The organism is Streptomyces sp. NPDC058284 (assembly GCF_042881135.1).
Taxonomy (GTDB): Bacteria; Actinomycetota; Actinomycetes; order Streptomycetales; family Streptomycetaceae; genus Streptomyces.
Genome location: NZ_JBHVYE010000001.1, coordinates 170,238 through 192,805 on the forward strand (window position 1 = coordinate 170,238; position 22,568 = coordinate 192,805).

The following is a 22,568-nucleotide window of genomic DNA, read 5'->3' on the forward strand; positions in this document are numbered from 1 at the left end:
CACCGCGCACGGCCGGACGAGGCCGCCGTACCACGTCAGCGGAAGAGGAATTCGTGAGCGCCACGGATACCACGACGAGCCGCGAGGCTCGAATCGTCCTGATTATCACCGTCGTAGCGTCGGCGCTATTGGTTATCGATATCACCATCGTTTCCGTAGCGTTACCCGAGATCCAGTCGGACCTCGGGGGCTCGCTCGCCGCCCTGCAGTGGATCATCATCGGCTACACGGTCACCTTCGGCGCCTTCCAGCAGGCGGCGGGCTCCCTGTCGGACCGGCTCGGCCGGCGGTCCATGTTCATGGGCGGCATCGCCCTGTTCACCCTCTCCTCACTGGCCTGCGGCATCGCGCCGAACGCCGTCGCGCTCGACGTCGCCCGCTGTGTGCAGGGCATCGGCGCCGCCTTCGTGCTCGCCAACGCGATGCCGCTGATCGCGCAGGTCTACGAGGGGCAGAGCCGCAACATGGCCATCGCCGTCTGGGGCACCACGCTGGGCGCCTGCGGCGCCGTCGCCCCGGTCATCGGCGGTCTCCTCGTCGACCTCACCGAGTGGCGCTACCTCTTCCTCATCAACGTGCCGATCGGCGTGGTCGCGCTCTTCCTGTGCCGCACCAAACTCCCCCTCGACGCGCCGCGCAGTTCGCTCGCCGGCATCGACTGGACCGGCGCGGGACTGCTCGTCCTCACTCTCGGCCTGGTCAACTTCGCGCTCACCCGCGGCGAGGACCAGGGCTGGGGCTCCGCCGCCACCCTCGTCCAGCTCGGCGTCTCCGCTGTGCTGTTGACCGGCTTCCTGCTCCTGGAGCGCCGGGTCGCGACGCCGACCCTGGACCTGACGCTGTTCAAGGTGCCGACCTTCGTGGCGGCCACCCTCATCGCCTTCTTCTCCCGCTTCGCCACCATCGGCGGTTCGGTCTACTACATCCTGTACTTCCAGAGCGCCCGCGGACTCAATCCGCTGGAGACCGGCCTGATGATGATGGCCATCTTCGCGCCGCAGCTGGGCATGGGCCTGGTCGCGGGCAAGCTGCAGGCCAAGTACTCCCCCTCGCACATCATCGGCGCCGGTTTCGGCATCCTGGCCCTCGGCGGACTCACCATGTCCTGGGCCTTCGACCAGGGCCACACCATCTGGGCGGCGCTGCCCGGCCTCCTGCTGTGGGGCGTGGGCGGCGGCCTCGCGGGCAGCCCGTCCATGTCGCTCGCGGTCAACGTGGTGCCCAAGGAGCGCGCGGGCATGGCGTCCGGCGCGATCAACAGCCTGTTCATGTTCGGCGCCGGCATCGGCGCCGCGATCTTCGGCGTGCTCTTCCGCAGCCGGATCGAGGACCAGGTGGGCGGTGACCTGCGCACGGGTACGGCCGACCACGACGACGTGGTCTCCGCCGCCGCCCAGGGCGACATCTCCCGGGCCGTGCAGGACGTGCCCGACGACCTGGCGGGCCAGGTGCGGCGTGCCCTGGAGTCCGCCATCGCCGACGGCGCCTCGTTCGTGATGCTGTGGGCCGCGGTGGTCTGCGTCGGCACGGCCGCCGTCGCGCTCACCCTCGTACGCAAGAAGGACCTGCTCACCGGCGCTCCCGAGCCCGCCAAGGAGGAGGACAACGCGGCGCCGGAACCGGCCTGATCATCCGGGGCGGCTCCCTGCCCGGAGTCGCCCCGGACCTTTCCCCGCGGTTCCCGACCTTTCCCCGCGCGCCGCACGACCACCCGACGTACGACCCACCCGACGTACGACCCACCCGACGTACGACCCACCCGACGTACGACCCACCCGACGTTCGACCGCCCGCCAGGAGCCGTGATGTCCCCGCATTCCCCCGCAGGTCCGCTGCGGCTGCTGGTCCTCGGCGGCACCGGCTTCGTCTCCGGCGCCGTGGCGGCGGAGGCCGTCGCCCGCGGCCACGACGTCACCTGCGTCGCCCGCGGCACCGGCGGCGCGGCGCCCCCCGAAGGAGCGCGGCTCCTGCGCGCCGACCGGAACACCCCGGACGGCCTCGCCCCGCTGCGCGGCACCCGCTTCGACGCGGTCGTCGAGACCGCGACACTCTCGCTGCCCTGGGTCCAGCGGGCCCTGCGCGACGTGAGCGCCGGCCACTGGACGTTCATCTCCTCGATCAGCGTGTACGCCGACACCTACACCCGCGGCCAGACGGCCCGCACCGCACGGCTGCGCCCCGTCCTGGCCCACGCCGGGACGTACGACCCGGCCCGCGACCCGGAGCCCACCCAGGCCACGTACGGAGGGGTGAAGCTCGCCTGCGAGCAGGCCGTCCGCGAGGCCACCGACGACGCGGCCTTCGTGGTACGCCCCGGCCTGGTCGTGGGCCCCGGGGACGACGTCGGGCCGTTCGGCTACTGGCCGCTGCGGATGGCCCGCGGTCGTGCCACCGCCGTGCCCCCGGCGACCGGCGCCGACGGCCTCGCCCTGCCCGCGCAATGCGTCGACGTGCGGGACCTCGCCGCCTGGATCGTCGACCGGGCGGCGGCGCGGGCGGCCGGGGTGTACGACGCGGCAGGGCCGCCGGTGGCCCTGGACCGCCTGCTCCACGAGGTCGCCGACGCCGTGGGGCACAGCAGCCTGGAACTGGTGCCGGTGCCCGAGGACGTGCTGCGGGACGCCGGGGTGCGGGCGTGGACCGGACGTCCCTCGATGCCCATGTGGCCGCCTCGCGAACTGCACGGCGCGCTCACCCGTGACGTCACGTCGTCCTTCGACGCGGGGCTACGCGTCAGGCCGGTCGCCGAGACGGCGCAGGCGGTCCTGCGCGACCGTCTCGGACGCGGCGCGGGCACACCGCCGGTGGCGGGCCTGACCCCCGTCGAGGAGGCGGCGCTGCTGCGCCTCGCGGGCGTCTGAGGCCCCCGGCCCGTACCTCCGAGAACTTTCGAGAACCCTCCGAGGCCCTCCGAGGCCCTCCGAGAACCCTTCGTGCAACCGGAGTTGGACGCCACGATGCCATCCCGGGGTGGCATACATCCGGCCATGTCCGTTGATACGTTCGGCGCGTTTTTGACGCTTCGAACATGTCAGGAGACGCCGTGGCAACGGCCGTGCCGCCCCTTCCCTCCGCCGCGAGACTGCCCTCGCTCACCGGCCTTCGCTTCGTCGCCGCGTTCGCCGTGTTCGCCTCGCACGCCTATCTGGCGATCTGGTTCGACGGGGTGTGGGAGGGCAACACCCCGGCCATGGTCGCGCTGATCACCGCGCGTTCCGGGGTCGGATTCTTCTTCCTGCTCAGCGGATTCGTCCTGGCCTGGTCGGCGCGGCCCGGCGACGGGGCGGTGTCCTTCTGGCGCAGGCGCGCGGCGAAGATCTACCCGGTGCACGCCGTGACCTGGTTCGCCGCGCTCGTGCTGATCAACTGGACCGGCGGCCAGGTCGCCGCCCGTCAGGCCGTGCCCAATCTGCTCCTCGTGCAGTCCTGGTCCCCCGCGTTCGACGTCTACGACAGCGTCAACGGCGTCTCCTGGTCGCTCTCCTGCGAGGCCTTCTTCTACCTGGCCTTCCCGCTGCTCATCCACGTCATCCGCCGCATACCCGCCCGCAGGCTCTGGGCCTGCGCCGCCGCCGCGGCCCTCGCCGTGATCGCCATGCCGCTGGTCGCCACGGCCGCGTTCTCCTCCGAGCCGGAGTTCTTCGCGTTCCCGGTGACGCTGCACCAGTACTGGTTCATCTACACCTTCCCCCTCACCCGCCTCCTGGAGTTCGTGCTCGGCATCCTTCTGGCCCGCGCGGTCCTGGAGGGCACCCGGGTGACGGTGCGCTTCCGGCACGCGCTGCCCGCGCTCGCGATCGGCTACCCCCTCGCGCTCCAGGTGCCGTTCCTGTACGCGATATCCGCGGTCCTCGTCGTCCCGATGGCCCTGCTCGTGCTCGCGGGCGCGGGGGCCGACATCCGCGGTTCGCGCTCGCCGGTGCGGCAGCGGCCGATGACGTGGCTCGGGGACGTCTCGTTCGCCTTCTACATGGTCCACATGCTCGTGCTGACGTACGTCTACCGGCTGATCGACGAGGAGCACACAGCCTCCGACGGGGTCCGGGCCGGCTCTGCCGTTCTGATCTTCGGCCTCTCCCTGCTGGCGGCGTGGGCGGTGAACGCCCTGGTGGAGCGGCCCTTGACGCGGCGCTGGGGGTCGGGGCGGCCCGCACGTCCCCAGGCCGGGGCGCCGCTCGACGAGAAGCCTGTGGCCCCCTGAACCGTGCGGACACGGCCCGGGGGGCCAACAGGCGGACCGCCCCGTCGGGGGATGCCGGGGCGGGCCGGTCCATGAGGGGTCAGCGCCTGTCTTTCAGCGGACCCCGGTCTCCTTGCGCAGGACCGTGCCGTGCGGGTCCTCGCAGTGCTGTCCGTCTTCGGTGGCTCCGGCGCCGGTCGGCCTCTCGGGAGCGTGGTCGACCTCCAGCGTCGCGTGCTTGATGCCGTGGTCCTCGCGCAGCCGGGCCTGGATGCCCTTGCGCACCGCGTGACAGTCGCCACCGGGCTCCACCAGTACGTGGGCGGAGAGCACCGGCTGACCGGAGGTGATCTCCCAGATGTGCAGGTCGTGGACCTCGACCACGCCGTCGTGGCCGACCATGCCGCTGCCCACGTCGTCCGGGTCCAGGTCGGCGGGGGCGGCCTCCAGGAAGATCCTGCCCGAGGCCCGGACGAGCGAGGTGCCCGACCTGACCATGAGCACGACCACGACCATCGAGGCGATGGTGTCGGCCCTGGCGAAGCCGGTCGTCATCACGACGGCGCCGGAGACGGCCGTCGCGATGAAGCCGTAGAGGTCGGTGAGGATGTGCTGGAAGGCGCCCTCGACGTTGAGCGAGGAGCGGTTGGCCTTCGACATGCACCACGCGGCGGCGATGTTCACCACCACACCCGCCAGCGCGGTCACCAGTACCAGGGTCCCGCCGACCTTCGGCGGGTCGAGGAGCCTCTCGATGTTCTCGTACGTCAGCCAGGCCGAGAGCAGTAGCAGGGTGAGCCCGTTGGCCTGGGCCGAGAGGATCTCCGCGCGCTTGAAGCCGTAGGTGAAGCGCCCGCGCACCGGCCTGCTCGCCAGCTTCATGGCCCACAGGGCGAGTGCGATCGCTCCCGCGTCCGAGAGCATGTGCGCCGCGTCCGCGAGGAGGGCCATCGACTCGGCGACGAACGCGACGACGACTTCCACCGCCATATAGCCGACGATCAGCGCGAGCGAGAGGGCTAACCAACGGCGGTCGGCATCCTCGGCCACCGCGTGGCTGTGCCCCGCGTGACCATGACCATGTCCGTGTCCGTGATCGTGCCCATGGCTGTGTTCGTGGTCATGATCGTGGTCGTGCGTCACCACTGCACCGTCGGCATGCTGGCGCCGATGATTCATCGAATTCCCCATCGCTCTGCGTGGCCTGGGCAAGGAAAGTGAAGCGCATCATTCACGCGATTTCAAAGGCTGCAATGAAGACGGTTATCAATTACCTGCGTCCAGGACGGAGAATTCCGATATTCCGCCAGGTGCCACCTCGGTGTGTCGACCACGCATGGCCGGAAATGAGTCCGAGAAGGGCCGGAAGAAACACGCGGAGTACCGGTCTGCCGGTCTGCCGGTCTGCCGACTCTTCAGGTTCCGTACTTGTCCGTGTATCCGCGGGCGATCTCCAACTGCTCCCGTTCCATCCACTCGGCGGCCACCAACACACCGGGAAGCGCCGCGCGCTCCGTCGTCAGGGCGCGGAACAACCGGGAGACGGTGACGTCGTGACGGGGACGGTGCACCACCTCGATCGCGTCGCCACTGCGGAACTCGCCGGGCTCGATGACCCGCAGCATGGCCCCCGGGGACGCGGCTTCGGTGAAACGCCGCACCCAGCGCGGCTCCCCGAGCCAGGCACCGAAGGTGCGGCACGGCAGGCGGCCTCCGGTCACTTCGAGGACGACCTCAGGGCCGAGCCGCCACCGCTCACCGACCAGGGCGTCACGCAGCTCGATGCCGGTCGTGGTGAGATTCTCCCCGAACGAACCGTTGGCGAGCGGACGGCCGAGGTCCCGCTCCCAGCCGTCCAGGTCCTCCCGCGCGAAAGCGTAGACAGCCCGGTCGTCACCGCCGTGGAAGCGCAGGTCGCAGACCGTGTCGCCGACCAGCCCGCTCGCTCCGACGCCCGCCGCCCCGGGACGGACGACCCGGACCGGCCCTTCGACCGGCCGCTTGTCGATCCCGGTGGTTCCGGAGGGGGCATCGGTGTAATCAACCGACCTGGCCGCACCGGCATTTACGCTCAAGATCTTCATGCGGCTGCATGGTACGTCCGGCGGTGCGTCCGTCTCCCGCCTCCGGGCGCGGTCCGCCCCGGCTGCTTCAGGCCGCTCGGTCGCGGCGACTCTCGCGGCGACTCTCGCGGCGACTCTCGTGGCGGTTCGCGTGACGTTCCCCGTGCCGGCCCTTCGATCCGTGGACGAGCCGGAGGTGACGTCGGTGACGGCCGGCCGGTGGTGAAGCGTTTCCGTTCAACCGGTCCTCGACCCGGTCCATACCGATCAGCAGAAGACCCATGACCGGCAACAACAAGAGAGCGACAACTAGCATCTGCGGCGACCTCCCCGCGGCATCCCTTCTCGCCTGCCCCGCCCGAAGGCCTTCACGGACCGGAAGATGTGAAGGTCCCGCAACGTCGTCCAGCGGCCCGGCCGTCCGCCGAATCGGCGGCCCGAGGCCAACTCGGTCCGCCCGGCGCCCCCTTGACGCCCACGGGCCGATGTTTTGTCGACGCCGACGCGGACATGCGGTTCCCACACCGCCGACGCGGAGCCCCGGTCGGCGCGCACAGCACGGATGCCGCCCGCGGCGGAGAGGACTTGAGCGAATGAACGACAGCGTCCAGGACTCCGGAATCCCGAACGGCCCCATCTCCGCCGCCGGTCTTCTCGGTTACGCGGTGGAGGCGAGCGACGGCTCGTCCGGTGAGGTCGACGCCACCACGGAGGAAGTGGCACCCGACCACCTCGTCATCGACACCGGCGGACCGCTGCTGAGCAAGAAGGTGCTGCTGCCCGTCTGGGTCATCGCGCACGTCGACGAGGCGAACCGCACCGTCCACGTGCCCCGCACGAAGGACCACATCAAGGCCGCACCGCGCTTCGACAGGGACCTCCGCGTCACCGACCCCACCTATCGGGCGCACATCGACGAGCACTACCTCGACGAGCCGGGCGCCTGACCCGGCCCGCGCACCGCGCGCCGCCCCGCGATCAGCGCGTGTCGGTCAGCCCGCCGGTGACGGCGATCATCTCGCCGACGGTGAAGCTGGAGTCCGCGTCCGACGCCAGGTAGACGTAGGCGGGAGCGACCTCCTCGGGCTGGGCGACGCGCCCCATGGGGGCCGAACTGCCCAGGTCCCGCAGGTAGTCGTCGGGGAAGCGCTGGCCCGCCAGATTGAGCACGGTCCAAGTGGGTCCTGGCGAGACGATGTTGGCGCGGACTCCGCGCTGCGCCAGATGGGAGGCGATGGACTTGGTGAACGCCACCACCGCGGCCTTCGAGGCCGCGTAGTCCATCATCATGTCGCTTCCCTTGAGCGCCTCTTCGGAGGCGGTGGCGATCACGGCGTCGCCGTGGGACAGATGCGGCAGAGACGCCATCACCAGGTGGAAGTAGGCGTAGACGTTCGTCTTGAAGACCCGGTCGAAATCGTCGGCGGTCAGCTCCGACAGGTCGTTCTGGCTGTTGAGGTACGCGGCGTTGCTCACCAGGACGTTGAGGCCGCCGAGTTCCGCCACCGTCCGCTCGACGACTTCGGCGCAGAAGGACGGATCACACAGGTCGCCCGGCAGCAGCAGGCACCTGCGTCCCTCCTTCTCCACCGCCTCCCGCGTCTCGACCGCGTCCCGCTCTTCCTCGGGCAGGTAGACGATGGCTACGTCGGCGCCCTCGCGGGCGTAGAGGACGGCCACCGAGCGGCCGATGCCGGAGTCACCTCCGGTGATCAGCCCCACCTTGCCGACGAGCTTTCCGGAGCCGCGGTAGTTCGGCGCGAGGTACCTCGGGCGTACCTCCATGTCCGCTTCGAGGCCGGGACGTTCCTGGCGGTGGAAGCGGTAGGGCGGAGAGATCTCCGCCTCCTCCTGCGGCATCGCCGGACGCTCGTTCGGCGCGCGGTCTGTGGCGTTTCCTTCCGGCATGGCTGCACCTTCACTCTCGGACTTGCCTGCAGAACCGTGGACACGCCATTGCGCCGGCAACGGACCGTGAATCCCTCGTCACCGGCACGCACACGCGTCGCACAACGGCTCGGGTGCCCCGGCCCAGGCCGGTCATTCCCGCGTGTTCACACCCGCGACCGGTCGGGGCCCGGGGCACCCGGGCAGTGCACGTCAGTCCGTGGAGAGGGCCTGGAGCAGGTCGCCGACCTGCGGGTCGTCGAGCGAGCGGGCGACGTCCGCCTGGGCGACCATGCCGACCAGGTCGTGTCCGTCGATCACCGGCAGGCGGCGCACCTTGTGCGTGCTCATCGTGCGCAGGACCTCGCTCACGTCGTCGTCCGCGCCGATGGTCACGGCCTCGCCCTGGGCCAGGTCGCCGGCCGGACAGCCGGCGGGGTCCTTGCCCGCGCCGAGGACCTTCACCACGATGTCCCGGTCGGTGATGACGCCCTTGAGCTTGTTGTCCGTGCCGCAGATCGGCAGGGCACCGACGCCGAGGTCCTTCATCTTGCGGGCCGCGTCAAGCACCGTCTCCTGGGCGCCCACGCACTCGGCCCCGCCCGTCATGATGTCCCGCGCCTTGGTCATGGCATCTCTCCCTGTGTTCGTACGTATCCCCACGCTGCTCGGGGGAACATGGTCTCGGATGTGGCATGAGTACCCGTACGTACGCAGAGGTAACGTTCTGTCCCGTTCTTGAACGGAAATCTCGGGCCGGGATCCGCGCCGCCATGTGCCCGAGGGGGCCACGGCCAGCGGTGGCGGCGGCCCGCGGCGGAGGTCCGCCGCGGGCGGCGGCTCTCGCCGTTCAGCGCCCCAGCGCCTTCTTCAGCTGCTGCTTGTTCATCGAGGAGCGGCCCTCGACGTTCTTCTTCTTGGCCTCTTCGTAGAGCTGGTCCTTCGTGGGGCCCTGGGAGCCGCTGTGCGAACGCTCCCCGCCGCGCTGCGAGGCCGACTTGGGGTCCTTGGTCGACGTCTTGCTCGCGGTCTTCGACTCGCCGGAGCGGGCCCGCTCCTTGTTGACCGTGCGGGCCGCGATCTCCTTGGCGCGGCCCTGGGAGGCTCCGCGGTCCTCGGCGCTGTCCTTGATGTGTTCGTACTGGCGCTCGCGCTTGTTGCTGGATCCAGCCGGCATGGTGACCTCGCTTTCTCATCGCCACCGCACTGCTTGTGTGAGTGTGCGCGGTGGTCTTCTTTGCGGGCATTGCGCCCAGTTTCACACCGGTACCCCTGCCTCGCGCGGTCAATCGGCCCGGTCGGCGGGGACGGTGAGGATCTGCGGTGCCAGGATCTTGATCATCGTGTTGGTCCAGCGCATCTGCCGCAGGCTCCGGGGGTGGCCCGCGGACGCCACGTCGAGCAGGTGGCTGTCGCGAGCGGCCTGCGCGGCCTGCGCGAGCGTCTCCCAGAGGAGCGAGTTCTCGGACGCCCGCAGGTGCAGATGGCGAAGGTCGTGCAGGAGAAGCGCGCCCTCGTCCCCGTCGGCGGGCCCGCAGGCCCCGGTCAGCGCCATCAGGCAACCGGTCTCGCCGGATCCGGCCTCCGGTCCGCTGTCACCGTCCTGTCGCTCGATCTCGGCGGCGAGCCTCTCCTCGTTCTCCCCCGACCAGCGGGCCAGGTCCCGGGCCACGTGGAAGATCTCCTGCTCGTCGCGGTGGCGCTCCGCGACCAGGCGCAGTTCTTCGGCCAGGGTCCGCTCTCCCCTGCGCAGCGCCCACATGGTCGTCACGATGCCGCTCATGCGGTGCCTCCGGCAGGGTCGGCGGGTCCCGGATCCGACGTGGCGTGTGCTCGCGGGCCGCCCTCCGTGGCGGGTACGGCGTCCGCGCCGGGGCCCGCGGGGGCGGACGCGCCGGTGGTCGGGGCGGGCGCTGGACGGCCCCCGCCGCGTTCGACGAGGCGCAGCGCGGCGGCGGCCGTCTTGAACAGGGGCTGCTTGGAGACCGGGTCCCAGTCGGTGACCGTCGTCTCGTTGGCCGCCCGCCCCGGTGCTCCCTCGTCGGGGGCGCACCCGTTCGGGGTGTCCCAGTAGCCGTAGTGGAAGGGGATGAAGAGCAGCCCGGCGCGGATGCCGGTGATCCGCAGCCGGCCGCGCACCGTGCCGCGCGGCGTCGAGACGTCCACCAGATCGCCCTCGCCGAGCCCGAGCGCGGCGGCGTCCTCGGCGGCGGCCTCGACCCACACATCGGGCGCGGCCTCGTTCAACTGGGGGACGCGTCCCGTCTTCGTGCGGGTGTGGAAGTGGTAGATCGTCCGGCCCGTGGTCAGCCGGAAGGGGTACTCCGGGCCCGGTTCCTCGTGCGGCGGGAGGTACTCGGCCGCACGGATCATCGCCTTGCCGTCGGGGTTGGTCGCGCGGTAGTCCGTTTCGGCGTACGCGGCGCCGGTCGCCAGGTCCTTCCCGTACGACTCGCACATGTCGGGGGCCGCCCAGGTGATCCCGTCGGAGTACAGCCGTTCGGTGCCCTCGGGGGCCTTCTCGTTGCAGGGCCACTGGATGCCACTGGCGCCGCGCAGCTTGTCGTAACTGAGACCGGTGTAGTCGCACGGGCGGCCCGCGCTGCACCGTTTCCACGCCTCGAACGCCGCTTCCGGTCCTTCCCAGCTGACCAGGGGCCCGCCGTCCTTGTCGCAAAAGTCCATGGCCTTCGCGTAGGAAAGGAAGATGTCTAGGTCGGGGCGGGCCTGCCCCGGAGGCTCCACCGCCTTCTCGGAGAGGTGCACCGTACGGTCGGCGTTGGTGAACGTTCCGGTCTTCTCGCCCCACGTCGCCGCGGGCAGCACCACGTCCGCGAGCCGCGCGGTCTCCGTCAGGAACAGGTCCTGCGCCACCACGAAGAGCTGCTCCCGCGCCAGGACCGTGCGGACGCGGGAGAGTTCGGGCAGTGAGACGGCGGGGTTGGTGCCGCTGATCCAGAGCATGCCCAGTGAGCCCTGCTCGGCGTAGCGGAAGATCTGCATGGCGTGGGTCGGCGGCGCGTAGTGCGCGATGGTGTCCGGCTCCACGTTCCACACCTTCGCCAGGTCGGCCACGTGCGCGTCGTTCTGCCAGTTGCGAAAGCCCGGAAGGTCGCCGTCGGCGCCGCACTCGCGAGTGTTCTGCGCGGTCGGCTGGCCGTTCATCTGCAGGACTCCGGCGCCTGGCCTGCCCAGCATGCCGCGCACCAGATGGAGGTTGTTGACCTGTACGGCCGCGGCGGTCGCCTGGTGGGACTGGTAGACGCCCTGGAGGACCGTCGAGAGGAGCCGGTCCGCGCCGCCGAGGAGCTCGCCGGCCGCCGTGATCCGGTCGGCCGGTACGCCGCAGATTCCCTCGGCCCACCGCGGTGTGCACCGGGCGACGCCCTCGGCGAGCTCGTCGAAGCCCACGGTGTGCGTCTCGATGAACCGGCGGTCGATCCGGTCGAGCCGGATGACCTCGTGGAGGAGCGCGTTGAGCAGCGCCAGATTGGTGCCGGGGTGCGGGGCCAGATGGACGGTGGCGCGGCGTGCCACCGGGGTGGGGCGCGGGTCCACGCAGAGCAGCCGGGGCGGATTGGATCCCTCCAGCCTGTCCAGGACGCGCATCCACTGGACCGGCTGGGTCTCGGCGATGTTGTGGCCGAACAGCGCGATGACGTCGGCGTGGTCGATGTCGTCGTAGGTGCCCGGCTGCCCGTCGCTGCCGAACGACTCCTTCAGCGCCTCCCCCGCCGTCGCCGTGCACAGCCGGGTGTTGCCGTCGAGGTGGTTGGTGCCGATGCCGGCGCGGGCCAGCACCGCGAGCGTGTAGTACTCCTCCAGGAAGAGCTGCCCGCTGGTGTAGAAGCCGATGGCGCCGGGACCGCGTCGCTCCAGGAGGTCCTTGGAGCGCGCGACGATCCGGTCCATCGCGGTCGGCCAGTCCGTCTCGACCAGCTCGGTGCCCTCCCGCACGAGCGGCCGGGTGAGGCGGTCCGGTGAGGCGTTCGCCTGCCAGCCGAACAGGTCCTTGGGTCCGAGGCGGCCCCGGTTGACGCGGTCGCCCGCCCGGCCCCGCACGCCGACGATGGCGCCGTCCCGCACGGCGATGTCCATGGCGTCCCCGTCGGAATGCAGGACGGAGGCGCTGCGGACCCAGCGCTGGACGGACGCCTCCTCGACGCCTTCGGCGAGATGCGTGTCCGCTCTGACAGGCCACGGGGCGTGCCGGCCGTAGGGCGTGCGCGAGCCCCACGGGCAGGCGATGCGGTCCTCGGAAGCCTTCACCGGTCACCTCTTTCGCGGGACCCCACCTGATCCCTCCGCCGCGGGTGCTGCATCAGCCACACGTACCCGGGCCGCCGGGTCTCACCCGATTCACTGTCGCAGCCGTCCAGGGGATGCGCCGCCTGTGAAAAGCCGTTCCGGGTATACGGCTCTGCGTGAAGGCTCCTCATACGACACTCGAGACACCACAAGCTCCCGCGCCGCTCAAGAAGGCCCTGACCACTCCTCTGCTCTACTTCTTCATCCTCGGAGACGTCCTCGGCGCCGGCGTGTACGTCCTGGTGGGCCAGGTCGCCGCCGACGCGGGAGGCGCGGTGTGGGTGCCGCTCGTCGTGGCGTTGTGCCTGGCCCTGCTGACCGCGACGTCGTACGCGGAGCTGGTCACCAAGTACCCGCGCGCGGGCGGCGCCTCGCACTACGCGACGTTGGCGTTCGGCCCCTTCGCCGGGTTCCTCGCGGGTTTCTGCATGCTCGCCGCCGGCATCGTATCGGTCGCCGCGCTGGCCCGCGGGTTCGGCGGTGACTACCTCTCCGAGTTCGTCACGCTCCCCGTGGCGCTCGTCACCGTCGTCTTCCTGGCCGTCCTCGCACTGCTCAACGCGCGGGGCATCCGCGAGTCGACGCGCGCCAACGCCGTCGCCACGGTCGTCGAGGTGAGCGGGCTGCTGCTCGTGGTCGGGCTCGGGGTCTGGATCGTCGTACGCGGCGACGGAGATCTGGGAAGGCTGACCCAGCTGGGCACCGCGAGCAAGGGGCCTGCCGCGGCCGTGCTGAGCGGCGCCGTGCTCGCGTACTACTCGTTCGTCGGGTTCGAGACGTCCGTCAACGTCGCCGAGGAGACCCGCGATCCCCGGCGCTCGTACCCCAGGGCGCTCTTCGGCGCCCTGGTCACGGCCGGCGCGGTGTACGCCCTGGTCGGCGCCGCCGCCGCGGCAGCCGTGCCGACCAGGACGCTGACGGAGTCCAGCGGGCCGCTGCTCGAAGTCGTGCACAAGGCCGGCGGCGTCCCCGCGGAGCTCTTCAGCGCCGTCGCCCTGGTGGCCGTCGCCAACGGCGCGCTGCTCACGGGCATCATGTCGTCGCGGCTGGCCTACGGCATGGCGCGGGACGGCCTGCTGCCGCGGTTCCTGACGAAGGTGCTGCCGGGGCGGCGCACGCCGTGGGCCTCGATCGCCGTCACGACGGCGCTCTCGCTGCTCCTCGCGCTCACCGGCGACGTGGCCACGCTCGCCTCCACCCTGGTCCTGCTCCTCCTCGTGGTCTTCTTCCTCGTCAACACCGCGGCTCTCGTGCTGCGCCGTGGCGCGCCGCCCGGGGACCACTTCGCGGCGCCGGCCGTCGTGCCGCTCCTGGGCGCCGCGTCCTGTGTGCTCCTGGCGACCCAGATCGAACGCGACGTCTGGCTGAGGGGCCTGGCCGTCCTCGCGGTGGGCGCGGCACTGGGCATCGTCGCCGCCCTGCGGGTACGTCGCGCCCCCGAGGCGGGCCGTTAGCCCGGAGGGATGCACAAGGGAACAGCTGGTAGCCGAAGTCCGTCACCACGCCCGGTTGCCCGTGCTCTCCTCGGTGGGTTCGTCGGCCAGGACGACGGCGGCCTTGATGCGTTTGCCGACGGGCTCGCGGTGCACCTCGAAGCTGCGGCACACCGCCATCACGATCTCCAGACCGTGCTGGCCGATACGCCCGGCGTCCGGGGGCTGCACCACCGGCATCGCCGCGCTGCTGTCCCACACCGTCACCTCGACCGCCCCCTCGCCGACCCCCAGGGTCAGCAGGCACGGTCCCGGAGCGTATTTGCGGGCGTTGGTCACCAGCTCGCTCACCACGAGCTGGATCATGCCAACCACCCGTGCCGACACCGGCACGCCGTGCAGAGTCCGCAACGATGCCAGGAAGTCACGGGCCAGTCCGCGGGCGACAGCGATCTCTTCGCTGCCGTCGAAAGCCGCGGACGTTTCGATCGGGCGGCCCGCGAGAAGCCGCTGCTTCTCGCTCTGTTCAGCCAGGTTCATACAGTTCGCCTCACTGCCGAAGCGTCGTCATTCAACCACCCGCTTACCCCGGAAACATCACCGCATTCCCCGGACATTTCTCCCCGGGATGTTTGAGCGACAGCGGCTCGCGCCGGGGTCCGTAGGGGTCGTTACGACACCCATCAGCCCTCCGGGGATCCCGGGGGTTCCGGAGGCTCCGGCGGGTCCGCCGGATCCGGCAGGTGCAGGCCTTCGTGGACGATGGCGTGGGCCACGTCGGAGAGGTCAGTATGACGCGTGTGGGCGTGGGCGCGCAGGAGGGCCAGTGCCTGGGCGGCGGTGAGGTCGTGGCGGTAACTGATCATGCCGGTGGCCTGGTGGACGAGGGCGTCGGTCGGCAGGAGCCAGGCCTCCGCGACCTCGTCCCCCTCGGGGGCGGGAACGGACAGGAGCAGCAGTTCGGCGGCGTCCGCGTGCGTGCGGGCGGTGTCCAGGTCCTGTTCGGGGAGTGTGCCGGTGCGGTCGCGGTAGAGCGAGAGGACGAGGCCGGGCTGCGGGGTGCTGGGCCGGGGGCCGACGACGGGAAGCGCGAAGACGGCCCGGATGCCGTGGGCGCGGGCCTCCGTCGCGTACATGGGCCAGTCGGCGACGACCTTCTCGTCGTCGAGGTCCGCGGCGAGGACCGGGCGGTAGCGGCGGAGGGCCTCCACGCAGGGGCCCTCGCCCAGATTGATCTGCAGGGCTTCGCCTCGTGCCGCCAGCGGGCCCTCGGCGGCGAGGGAGACGCGCTGGGCCAGCGCGGCGTCCGCCGCGAGCGTGAGACCCACCGAGCAGGACACGCTCAGCGAGGAACGGCACGCTCGGGTGAGGCTCTTTGCGGGGTCGGAGCGGTCCAGATGCAGGGCGGCGAGCTCGACGGCGGGCGCCCGGGGGCCGGTCACGGGATACAGACGTAGGGCACGGACGAGAAGAACGCGCCGGGGTGTGTGCGCATGGCCGCGCTTTCCGATCTTTGGCACTCACTGCCGATGCTGCCCAGGATCGGAAGGAAATGTCAGGGTTGCCGTTACGGGGCAAAACCATCTGATGGATGCGGGCAGCCTGCATTTCCACCCTACGCCCCGCGGACCTCCCGCGAGGTCAGTACTGCCGATGAGTCTTGGCGCCATAGACTTGGGGAAGCCGTTTCCCGTAGGGGTTCGGCCAGGCAGGAGGTGAGTGGCCGTGGCCACGAAGGGCGACCTTGCCGCCGTACTGGGGAGCCTGCGCCCGGAGCCCGGTAGCGGGGGCCTGGTCGGAGCGGATGCGGCGCGGTGCGCCGATGCGCTGGGCTTCGACGGCGTGGCCGTGTCCGTGACGGTCGGCAGCGACTTCAACGAGTTGCTGTGGGCCACCGCGGGGACCAGCACGCACCTGGAGGACCTGCAGTACACGCTGGGGCAGGGGCCGGGCCCCGAGGTCGCCGCGTCGGGTGCGGCCGTCGCGGCTCCGGACCTGGCGCGGGAGCGGGAGAGCCGGTGGCCCGCCCTGCTGCCCGAAGCCCTGGCGCTCGGGATCGGCGCGATCTTCTGCCTGCCGTTGCGGGCGGGCAGCGCCTGCCTCGGCACCATGACGTTGCAGCGTGCCAGACCCGGCCCCCCGGCGGAGCCGCCGCCCGCCGACGCGTGGCTCGTCACGCACGCCCTGACCGCCGCGCTGGTCCAGGACGGCGGCCAGTGGGAGGCCTTCGCCGCCGGAGAGGACGGCTCGCACTTCTACCGCGCCGCCGTGCACCAGGCGGCCGGGATGATCAGTGTGCAGGCGGATGTGTCACTCGCGGAAGCACTGGTCCGGCTGCGTGCCCATGCCTTCCGCCACGGCCGGCCGGTGGTCGAGGTCGCCGATGACGTGGTGGCCCGACGGGTGCACTTTCGCCAAGATGATGGAGACGAGCCGGGCGCCTATGGCCGGCGGAGGGACTGAATGGCCATGACTCGAGAAGAACGCCTGCTGGCGGCCGTCATCGACGCGGTCGACACGCTCGTCGACGACTTCGACCTGATCGACTTCCTGCACACGCTGTGCGATCGCTGCACCGAGCTGCTCGACGTGTCGGCGGTCGGTGTCATGCTCGAAGATCCCGGCGGCACGCTCCAGTTGATCGCCGCCTCGGACGAGCACACCCGGCTCCTTGAGCTCTTCGCCATCCAGCACGAGCAGGGCCCGTGCGTCGACTGTCACCGCACCGGCGCCGTGCGACTGAACATTGACCTCACGTCGCCCGTGCAGACCGCGCCGTTCGCCGTGTTCGCGGCCAAGGCCCGCCAGGCCGGGTTCACCGTGACCCACGCGCTGCCGATGCGGCTGCGCGAAGAGGTCCTCGGCGCGCTGAACCTCTTCGACGTCCGCAGGCAGGACCTGTCCGCCGCCGACGTACGGGTGGCGCAGGCGCTGGCGGACGTGGCGACCATCGCCATCCTGCAGCACCGCACGATCACCCACGCCAACCAGCAACGCGCCCAGATGCACGCGGCCCTGACCAGCCGCGTCGTCATCGAGCAGGCCAAGGGCATCCTCGCCGAGCGCTGGAACACCAACGTGGACGCCGCGTTCGACGCCCTGCGCCGCTACGCCCGTTCCCACCAGCTCGGGCTGACCCAGCTCTGCCGCCAACTCGTCGACGGCGAGGTCGACACCGCTGCCATTGGCCGCCCCTGACCCCCTCCCCCACCCGGCCTTCCACAACTCCCCGTTGGGACACCCGATGCATGAGGACGACCACGCCGCCACTTGGCGCAGGATCGGCGACGCAGGCGGCGGCATCACCCTCGCCACGGCCTCCCGGGCCTGCGCGGCGGATGTGGAGGCCGACTGCCTCGGCGTCTCCCTGGTCGTCGCGGGAGAGCTGCGGCTCCTCGGCTACGCGAGTGACGAGCGTGCCCGAGGCCTGGAGGACGCCCAGCTCACCACGGGAGAGGGGCCCTGCACCGATGCCTTCGTGCAGCGGACCCTGGTCGAGGAGGAGGATCTGCACCGGGCGCACCACCGGTGGCCCGCCTTCGCCCAGGCCGCCGCGGGGCTGAAGGTGCGCTCCGTGACAGCGCTGCCCCTGACCACCGGCCACCTGCGCATCGGTGCCCTGGACATCTACCGCACCACGCCCGGCTCCCTCTCCGACCGGGACAAGTCCGTGGCGTACGCCTACTCCCGCATCCTGGCCATGCTCGCCCTGGACGAGCACCCCTACCTGCTCACCAGCGACCACCGCCCCATCCGGCCCGGACCGCAGGGCTACCCGCCCAGCGTCCACCTGGCCGCGGGCATCCTCGCCGAGAAGTACCAGCTGCCTCCGGACGACGCCCTGGCCCGTATGCGCGCCCACGCCTTCCGCCACGACCGGCCGCTCCACCAGATCGCCGACCACGTCCTGACCCACCGCTCCCTCGACTGAGAGCCTGCCTGTTTCAGCGCGTCGCGGGGGCGGGTTCCAGGGTCGCGAGGAGGTCGGCGAGGCCGCCGGGGGCCCGCCCGCGCAGACGGGCCGCGGTGTGGACGGGGTGGCGGTCGGTGCGGGCCAGCCGATGGCCGCTCGCGGCCAGCCGCCGCACCAGATCGCGGTCCTCGCCGGTGGGCAGCGCGGCGAAGCCGCCCGCGCGCCGGTAGGCCGGAGCGGACAGGCCCATGTTGGCGCCGTGGACGTGCGGGTGCTCCCACGTCGCGGCCATGCCGGCCCGGGGCCTGGAGCGGAAGTAGTCGGCGTCGTGCCGCGCCACGACAAGGGAGCCGGACGGGTTCGGGGCCAGCCGGATGGTGCCGAGGACGGCGTCGTAGCCGCGCCGGGCCCACGCGACCTGGTCGGTGAGCCAGCACTCGGGCACGGTGGTGTCGGCGTCCGTCATCGCCAGCCACACGTCGGGACCGGCGTCCGCGAGCAGTTCAAGGGCGACATCGGTGCCGATCGCCCGTGCGGCTCCGACGTTGTGCCGGTCGATCTCCACGACCTCGGCCTCCTCCGCGGCCAGGGCCGCGGTGGCGTCCGTGCAGGCGTCCGCCACCACCACGATCAGCACGGGCAGCGGCGCCGCCCGTGCCGCCGCTCTGTGCAGGCTGCGCAGGCAGGCCGTTATGCGGTGCTCCTCGTTGTGCGCGGGGACCACCACGGCCAGGGCCCGGGGGGTCACGCAAGCCCTTCCGCGCGGGCCGGCGAGAGCGCCGGGGCCGTGTCCGGGCGGTGTTCGTGGACGGTGAGGGTGAAGTCGGGGTCGTCGTAGCGGGCCAGCGGGCTCAGGCCCGTCAGGGTGTCGAGGCGGGAGGCGATGTCCCGGCCCGTACAGGTGTGTTCGGCGACGGGATGGTTCCAGTGGACCGTGACCAGGTGGCCGCCCGCGTGCAGGCTCCGCACGCTCCGGTCGAGCAGCCGGGCACGGGTGCCTTCGTCGAAGTAGTAGAGGAGTTCCGAAAGGACCACGAGGTCGAAGGACTCCTGCGGCCACTGCTCGGGCACGGTCATCCGGCGCACGTCGACGTGGTCGAGGCCCGCGGTACGCCGGGCGGTCGTCCCGACGGCCGAGGCGGCGCGGTCGGTGGAGAGCAGGCGGTCGCACCGGGCGGCGAGGAGTTCGGTCAGGACGCCCACCGAACAGCCCGGTTCGAACGCCCGCGCGTAGCGGGGGCGGGGCAGGGCCGCGACGGTCAGGTCGTACTTGCGGCGGTCGTACCAGCGCTCGCCCAGGTGCCAGGGGTCGGCGGCGCGGGCGTACTGGTCGTCGAAGTAGGCGGCGGGCGTGTTCATCGCAGCACCGTCTCGAAGGCGCGGGTGTGGTGGGCGATCTCCTGCGCGGGCAGCACCGGGGCGCCGCCGGGCCCGCGCGGCTCCAGCTGGCTGACGAAACGCGCCACGGCCGCCTGCTTCCGTTCGAGCACCTCGTCGCTGAGCGGCAGGACGCCGGAGCGGTGCCACGGGACGCGCAGGTCGTGGGGGCGGGCCCAGTGCCACATCCACACCGGGTACGACCACAGCGGCAGCGAGCTGCGGCGGCAGGCGCGCCCCGCGGCCCGTCCCGCGGCCTCGTGGTCGCTGTGCAGATCGCCCTCCCAGGGCGCCACGCACACCGCCGCCCCGACCCGGCCGAGGAGTTCCCCGATCACATCGGTGGCGTCGTCCTCGTACGCGTCGAGTGCCGTATCGGGCAGGGCGGCGAAGACAGGGTCGGGCAGCGGCCCGAGCTCGGCCAGGGCGGCGGCCAGCTCCGCGCGGCGCCGGGCCGCCAGCTCCGACCGCGCGGACGCGGACGCGGGGCCGTGGGACGCCTCCCCGTCGGTGAGGCACACCGTGTGCACCTCGGTGTGCGCGTCGAGCAGCGCCGCGATGGTGCCGCCGAAGCCCAGGACCTCGTCGTCGGGGTGGGCCGCCACCACCACGACAGGACCGGCCGGAACGGCCAGGTGCGGAAGGCGTTCGGACAGCGCCGCCTCCTGCCACTCGGCCTCGTCGGTCCCCTGGCCGTCGATGGCCGCGGCGGCGGCCCGCCTCGTGAGGGAACGGCCTGCGGTCCGCGCCGCGCTCATCGGTCCGCTCCCGCGGCCTCCACGGTGGCCAGGCGGCCCAGCGCCGCGAGATCCGCCTCGGCGTGGTGCTGGCGTACGTAGACCGTCAGGTCCGCCACCGCGCGGGCGTGCGGTCCGTCGTGGCACAACGGCCCCGCTCCGGTGGCGCGCCCCACGCGGTCGAGGATCTCCGTGCAGGCCTGCGCGACGAACGCCCGCACCCGCAGGCCCCGTATCCGTGCTTGCGCCCGCTCGTCCAGGGGGTCGGCGTCGATGTCCTCGCCCGCCTGCCGTACCAGGGTGTCCGCGGTGTGCAGCAGCAGGTCGACGGCGCCCAGGTGCGTCGCCGCGTGGTCGTTCAGCCGTCCGGCGGCGGCCCGCTCGTACAGCGGCGCGGCCACGGCGTGGGCGCCGCCGAGCCAGCAGGCGGCTACGCCGGCCCCGCCGTGCTCGAAGCCGGGCCGGTCCAGGTAGGCGTCCGCCTCGCCGACGGCGCGCGCGGGGACGTCGGTGAAGGACACGTCGAGGCTATCGCTGCCGGCCATGCCGATCGCGGGCCACGTGCCCGGCACCGGCGCCACGCCGGGCTCCGCGAGCGACACGGCGAAGAGCCGGTAGCCGTCGTCCGCGTCCGCGCTCACCAGGGCGTGCGTGCAGGCGCGGGCGCCCGAGCAGTACGGCTTGAGGCCGCTGAGCGTCCAGCCCTGCCGCGTCCGGGTCGCGCGCACGCCGGGACCCGGCGGACGCGCCGCCCATACGCCCCACCGCTCCCCCGCTCCCGGTGAGGACCCGGCCAACTCGTCGAGGATGGCGACCGCGTCCAGATGCCCCTCGGCGAGCCGTGCCAGGGACAGGTCGCGCCGTCCCAGGGCGGTGAGGGCGGCGAACCGGCGGGCCGTCCCCCGGCCGGGCAGCGGCACACCGGCCGCCTCCTGCTCGACGAAGCGGGCGAACAGGTCCGCGGTGCGCCGCTCCGGGGTGTCGAGCGGCTGAACGGGGGCGGACAGCTCGGGGGGCGTGGTGATCACGCGGGCCTCCTGTACATCCTCGGCGACGTCGTCCCGCCTCTCGTAACCGGAGGATGGGGCTCAAAACCGACGTATACGGAGGTGACGGGCCGGGAGAACAGCATCCACCGGCGTAGGGGCCGCTGCCACTTCGGACACCGGTCCGCCGTGCGGCCGGGGCCGGCACGCCGCACCCTTGAGACATGGCACCGGCCCCGATAGTCGTCCACCGGCCGTCCCCTTCGGGCGGCCGACGGGTGACGGTGCGCGGGCAGATCCTCGGCCTCGCGCACTGCGACCGCGACGTCGTGGAGTTCCTGCGCCGTGCCGGGCTGCCGGACGCGGAGGAGCTGCTCGACGACCGTACGTGGGTGACGTGGCGGGGCGGACGCGCCCACCACTACGAGGCGGCGTAAGAGCCTGTCTTCGAGCGCGTGCGGTGCGCGAGGCGGGCCGTGCGCGTGGCGATGTCGACGGTGTACGCCTCGATCGTCATCGCCCGCTCGGACACCTTGAGCACCATGAAGCCGTGCTCCGAGAAGTTCTGCCAGGCCGAGGGGTGGTCGAAGTGGGCCTTGCCGTCGCCGGACTTGGCGGCGGCGCCGCAGACGACCTGCCGGGTGCCGCCGGTGCTCGGGGTGGGCTCCAGGATCTGCAGCGTGTGGTCGTGGCCGGACAGGATCAGGTCGGCGCGCCCGCACACCACCTCCTCGTACAGCTCCTTGAGGTGGATGCCGCTGGTGTAGTGGCCGATGACGAAGCCGTCGTACGAACCCGCGCTGCCGTGCTGCCCGTTGTTCAGGTAGGGGTGATGGCCGAGCACGACCTTCCAGCGGGCCCGTGAGGCCGTGAGCGCGCCCTCCAGCCAGCCGCGCTGTTCGCGCATGTAGGGGCCGTTCCACCGGTAGTGCGGGTCGGGTTGGGCGACGTACGACGAGACAGGATTGGTGTCGAGGGCGAAGAACTCCACCAGCGGGTCGTCGTCGGTGCCCGGCGCGGCGGGCAGGGCGACGTTGTAGTAGCGGCTCGGCATGTACCAGCGGGGGGAATGCGCGGCGTAGGCGACCTCGCGGTCGCCGCGTGCGGGGGACCCGCCGCTGCCCGGGATCAGTCCGGAGCAGTCGTGGTTGCCGAGGACCATCAACCACGGGATGTCCAGACCGGAGTTGGGGTCCTCGAACTTGGTGCGGAACTCCGAGTCGTCGGCCGACTCGGGGCCGTTCTCGTAGATGTTGTCGCCGAGGCCGACCGCGAGAGCGACACCTTCGGCGCGGCACACCTCGCGGGCCGCCGCGGCCACCGCGTGCTGGGCCTCCTCGCCGGTACCGGCGTCGCCGGTGAGGAGCACGGCGTACTCCCCTGACCGGTTCGGGGCGGTCGGCAGGGGGAACTTGCCGGTGCGGGCGGCGGGCGCGGCGGTGGCCGGTGTCCCGCCCGGCAGGACCGCCAGGGCCGCCGCTCCCGCGACCACGCCGCCGAGCACGGTCCGCCGCCGCGGTGCCCGCATCTGACGGATCCGCTCCCCCACCGGGCCTTCGGCCAGCGCCGGATCGGCCCGCAGCCACTGGTCCTCCGTCAGATCCGCGCGCGGCGGTATCAGCTCGTCATCGCACATGGAGGGTTTTCTCTCACGGGCGCGCGTGCCGATGGTGGGGAACCGATG

Annotated in this window: 23 protein-coding genes; 9 read left to right on the forward strand and 14 right to left on the reverse strand. The window is 71.9% G+C overall.

What is annotated here, in order from left to right:
* Positions 1 to 53 precede the first annotated feature (53 nt).
* The 3 genes from ACFVYR_RS00640 (at position 54) to ACFVYR_RS00650 (ending at position 4,201) form a co-directional block, all read left to right on the forward strand.
* The gene (locus ACFVYR_RS00640) at positions 54 to 1,628 is read left to right on the forward strand and encodes an MFS transporter (protein ID WP_384247087.1); all 1,575 of its coding nucleotides are present in this window, start codon (positions 54 to 56) and stop codon (positions 1,626 to 1,628) included.
* A gap of 177 nt (positions 1,629 to 1,805) precedes the next feature.
* Positions 1,806 to 2,861, forward strand: coding sequence for an NAD-dependent epimerase/dehydratase family protein (locus ACFVYR_RS00645; RefSeq protein ID WP_384247089.1), 1,056 nt, complete (start codon positions 1,806 to 1,808; stop codon positions 2,859 to 2,861).
* A gap of 167 nt (positions 2,862 to 3,028) precedes the next feature.
* Positions 3,029 to 4,201 carry an acyltransferase family protein gene (locus tag ACFVYR_RS00650; protein ID WP_384247092.1) on the forward strand — a complete coding sequence of 391 codons (1,173 nt, stop codon included), beginning with the start codon at positions 3,029 to 3,031 and terminating at the stop codon, positions 4,199 to 4,201.
* A 93-nt stretch (positions 4,202 to 4,294) separates the two neighbouring features.
* On the opposite strand, the gene ACFVYR_RS00655 is transcribed toward ACFVYR_RS00650, so the two are convergent.
* Positions 4,295 to 5,230: a cation diffusion facilitator family transporter gene (locus tag ACFVYR_RS00655; protein WP_384247094.1), complete on the reverse strand. Its 936-nt coding sequence runs from the start codon at positions 5,228 to 5,230 to the stop codon at positions 4,295 to 4,297.
* A gap of 365 nt (positions 5,231 to 5,595) precedes the next feature.
* The gene (locus ACFVYR_RS00660; RefSeq protein WP_384247097.1) at positions 5,596 to 6,264 is read right to left on the reverse strand and encodes an MOSC domain-containing protein; all 669 of its coding nucleotides are present in this window, start codon (positions 6,262 to 6,264) and stop codon (positions 5,596 to 5,598) included.
* Between the two features lie 572 nt (positions 6,265 to 6,836).
* Here ACFVYR_RS00660 and ACFVYR_RS00665 point away from each other — a divergent pair.
* A complete protein-coding gene (locus tag ACFVYR_RS00665; RefSeq protein WP_384247099.1) occupies positions 6,837 to 7,190 on the forward strand; it encodes a PRC-barrel domain containing protein in 354 nt (117 codons plus the stop codon).
* Positions 7,191 to 7,221: 31 nt separating this feature from the next.
* Here ACFVYR_RS00665 and ACFVYR_RS00670 read toward each other — a convergent pair whose 3' ends face one another.
* The 5 genes from ACFVYR_RS00670 to ACFVYR_RS00690 all read right to left on the reverse strand — a co-directional run bounded on the left by ACFVYR_RS00670 (position 7,222) and on the right by ACFVYR_RS00690 (position 12,399).
* A complete protein-coding gene (locus ACFVYR_RS00670; RefSeq protein ID WP_384247101.1) occupies positions 7,222 to 8,151 on the reverse strand; it encodes an SDR family oxidoreductase in 930 nt (309 codons plus the stop codon).
* Between the two features lie 192 nt (positions 8,152 to 8,343).
* The gene (locus tag ACFVYR_RS00675) at positions 8,344 to 8,760 is read right to left on the reverse strand and encodes a CBS domain-containing protein (RefSeq protein WP_384247103.1); all 417 of its coding nucleotides are present in this window, start codon (positions 8,758 to 8,760) and stop codon (positions 8,344 to 8,346) included.
* Between the two features lie 220 nt (positions 8,761 to 8,980).
* The gene (locus ACFVYR_RS00680) at positions 8,981 to 9,307 is read right to left on the reverse strand and encodes a plasmid stabilization protein (RefSeq protein WP_384247106.1); all 327 of its coding nucleotides are present in this window, start codon (positions 9,305 to 9,307) and stop codon (positions 8,981 to 8,983) included.
* A 108-nt stretch (positions 9,308 to 9,415) separates the two neighbouring features.
* Positions 9,416 to 9,913: a hypothetical protein gene (locus ACFVYR_RS00685; protein WP_384247108.1), complete on the reverse strand. Its 498-nt coding sequence runs from the start codon at positions 9,911 to 9,913 to the stop codon at positions 9,416 to 9,418.
* Positions 9,910 to 12,399 (reverse strand): molybdopterin-dependent oxidoreductase, encoded by a 2,490-nt coding sequence (locus ACFVYR_RS00690; RefSeq protein WP_384247111.1) that lies wholly within the window; start codon positions 12,397 to 12,399, stop codon positions 9,910 to 9,912. The genes ACFVYR_RS00685 and ACFVYR_RS00690 overlap by 4 nt, the downstream gene beginning before the upstream one ends.
* Positions 12,400 to 12,554: 155 nt before the next feature.
* Between ACFVYR_RS00690 and ACFVYR_RS00695 the strand changes: the two genes are divergently transcribed.
* A complete protein-coding gene (locus ACFVYR_RS00695) occupies positions 12,555 to 13,892 on the forward strand; it encodes an APC family permease (protein WP_384247113.1) in 1,338 nt (445 codons plus the stop codon).
* Positions 13,893 to 13,934: 42 nt separating this feature from the next.
* Here ACFVYR_RS00695 and ACFVYR_RS00700 read toward each other — a convergent pair whose 3' ends face one another.
* Complete coding sequence (locus ACFVYR_RS00700) at positions 13,935 to 14,411, reverse strand: ATP-binding protein (RefSeq protein ID WP_384247115.1); 477 nt, start codon at positions 14,409 to 14,411, stop codon at positions 13,935 to 13,937.
* A 143-nt stretch (positions 14,412 to 14,554) separates the two neighbouring features.
* On the reverse strand, positions 14,555 to 15,313 hold the full coding sequence (locus ACFVYR_RS00705; protein ID WP_384247118.1) for a GAF domain-containing protein: 759 nt from the start codon (positions 15,311 to 15,313) through the stop codon (positions 14,555 to 14,557).
* Between the two features lie 283 nt (positions 15,314 to 15,596).
* Here ACFVYR_RS00705 and ACFVYR_RS00710 point away from each other — a divergent pair, with 283 nt between their 5' ends.
* Genes ACFVYR_RS00710 through ACFVYR_RS00720 form a run of 3 tightly spaced genes read left to right on the forward strand, consistent with a single transcriptional unit; the run spans position 15,597 to position 17,802 of the window.
* Positions 15,597 to 16,334, forward strand: coding sequence for an ANTAR domain-containing protein (locus tag ACFVYR_RS00710; protein ID WP_384247121.1), 738 nt, complete (start codon positions 15,597 to 15,599; stop codon positions 16,332 to 16,334).
* Between the two features lie 6 nt (positions 16,335 to 16,340).
* Complete coding sequence (locus ACFVYR_RS00715) at positions 16,341 to 17,069, forward strand: ANTAR domain-containing protein (protein ID WP_384247123.1); 729 nt, start codon at positions 16,341 to 16,343, stop codon at positions 17,067 to 17,069.
* 46 nt (positions 17,070 to 17,115) lie between these two features.
* A complete protein-coding gene (locus tag ACFVYR_RS00720; RefSeq protein WP_384247126.1) occupies positions 17,116 to 17,802 on the forward strand; it encodes a GAF and ANTAR domain-containing protein in 687 nt (228 codons plus the stop codon).
* Positions 17,803 to 17,815: 13 nt separating this feature from the next.
* Here the strand turns inward: ACFVYR_RS00720 and ACFVYR_RS00725 are convergent, their stop codons facing one another.
* Genes ACFVYR_RS00725 through ACFVYR_RS00740 form a run of 4 tightly spaced genes read right to left on the reverse strand, consistent with a single transcriptional unit; the run spans position 17,816 to position 20,923 of the window.
* A complete protein-coding gene (locus ACFVYR_RS00725) occupies positions 17,816 to 18,532 on the reverse strand; it encodes a glycosyltransferase (RefSeq protein WP_384247129.1) in 717 nt (238 codons plus the stop codon).
* Entirely contained in the window at positions 18,529 to 19,143 is a 615-nt protein-coding gene (locus ACFVYR_RS00730) for an SAM-dependent methyltransferase (protein WP_384247132.1), read from the reverse strand. Before ACFVYR_RS00730 ends, ACFVYR_RS00725 begins: the two co-directional genes overlap by 4 nt.
* Positions 19,140 to 19,919, reverse strand: coding sequence for a PIG-L deacetylase family protein (locus ACFVYR_RS00735; RefSeq protein WP_384247134.1), 780 nt, complete (start codon positions 19,917 to 19,919; stop codon positions 19,140 to 19,142). The genes ACFVYR_RS00730 and ACFVYR_RS00735 overlap by 4 nt, the downstream gene beginning before the upstream one ends.
* Positions 19,916 to 20,923 (reverse strand): acyl-CoA dehydrogenase, encoded by a 1,008-nt coding sequence (locus ACFVYR_RS00740; protein ID WP_384247973.1) that lies wholly within the window; start codon positions 20,921 to 20,923, stop codon positions 19,916 to 19,918. Before ACFVYR_RS00740 ends, ACFVYR_RS00735 begins: the two co-directional genes overlap by 4 nt.
* Positions 20,924 to 21,108: 185 nt before the next feature.
* Here ACFVYR_RS00740 and ACFVYR_RS00745 point away from each other — a divergent pair, with 185 nt between their 5' ends.
* Positions 21,109 to 21,321, forward strand: coding sequence for a hypothetical protein (locus ACFVYR_RS00745; protein WP_384247136.1), 213 nt, complete (start codon positions 21,109 to 21,111; stop codon positions 21,319 to 21,321).
* Here the strand turns inward: ACFVYR_RS00745 and ACFVYR_RS00750 are convergent.
* On the reverse strand, positions 21,306 to 22,520 hold the full coding sequence (locus ACFVYR_RS00750) for a metallophosphoesterase (protein ID WP_384247138.1): 1,215 nt from the start codon (positions 22,518 to 22,520) through the stop codon (positions 21,306 to 21,308). The two genes, ACFVYR_RS00745 and ACFVYR_RS00750, sit on opposite strands and share 16 nt — an antisense overlap.
* Positions 22,521 to 22,568 lie beyond the last annotated feature (48 nt).

What these genes read in the sequence shown, in the direction of transcription:
- ACFVYR_RS00685 (WP_384247108.1), bottom strand. Translation starts at nt 9,913, where the DNA reads ATGAGCGGCATCGTGACGACCATGTGGGCGCTGCGCAGGGGAGAGCGG.
- ACFVYR_RS00660 (WP_384247097.1), bottom strand. Translation starts at nt 6,264, where the DNA reads ATGAAGATCTTGAGCGTAAATGCCGGTGCGGCCAGGTCGGTTGATTAC.
- ACFVYR_RS00720 (WP_384247126.1), top strand. Translation starts at nt 17,116, where the DNA reads ATGCATGAGGACGACCACGCCGCCACTTGGCGCAGGATCGGCGACGCA.
- ACFVYR_RS00700 (WP_384247115.1), bottom strand. Translation starts at nt 14,411, where the DNA reads ATGAACCTGGCTGAACAGAGCGAGAAGCAGCGGCTTCTCGCGGGCCGC.
- ACFVYR_RS00715 (WP_384247123.1), top strand. Translation starts at nt 16,341, where the DNA reads ATGACTCGAGAAGAACGCCTGCTGGCGGCCGTCATCGACGCGGTCGAC.
- ACFVYR_RS00645 (WP_384247089.1), top strand. Translation starts at nt 1,806, where the DNA reads ATGTCCCCGCATTCCCCCGCAGGTCCGCTGCGGCTGCTGGTCCTCGGC.
- ACFVYR_RS00750 (WP_384247138.1), bottom strand. Translation starts at nt 22,520, where the DNA reads ATGTGCGATGACGAGCTGATACCGCCGCGCGCGGATCTGACGGAGGAC.
- ACFVYR_RS00730 (WP_384247132.1), bottom strand. Translation starts at nt 19,143, where the DNA reads ATGAACACGCCCGCCGCCTACTTCGACGACCAGTACGCCCGCGCCGCC.
- ACFVYR_RS00650 (WP_384247092.1), top strand. Translation starts at nt 3,029, where the DNA reads ATGTCAGGAGACGCCGTGGCAACGGCCGTGCCGCCCCTTCCCTCCGCC.
- ACFVYR_RS00735 (WP_384247134.1), bottom strand. Translation starts at nt 19,919, where the DNA reads ATGAGCGCGGCGCGGACCGCAGGCCGTTCCCTCACGAGGCGGGCCGCC.
- ACFVYR_RS00665 (WP_384247099.1), top strand. Translation starts at nt 6,837, where the DNA reads ATGAACGACAGCGTCCAGGACTCCGGAATCCCGAACGGCCCCATCTCC.
- ACFVYR_RS00680 (WP_384247106.1), bottom strand. Translation starts at nt 9,307, where the DNA reads ATGCCGGCTGGATCCAGCAACAAGCGCGAGCGCCAGTACGAACACATC.
- ACFVYR_RS00745 (WP_384247136.1), top strand. Translation starts at nt 21,109, where the DNA reads ATGGCACCGGCCCCGATAGTCGTCCACCGGCCGTCCCCTTCGGGCGGC.
- ACFVYR_RS00670 (WP_384247101.1), bottom strand. Translation starts at nt 8,151, where the DNA reads ATGCCGGAAGGAAACGCCACAGACCGCGCGCCGAACGAGCGTCCGGCG.
- ACFVYR_RS00675 (WP_384247103.1), bottom strand. Translation starts at nt 8,760, where the DNA reads ATGACCAAGGCGCGGGACATCATGACGGGCGGGGCCGAGTGCGTGGGC.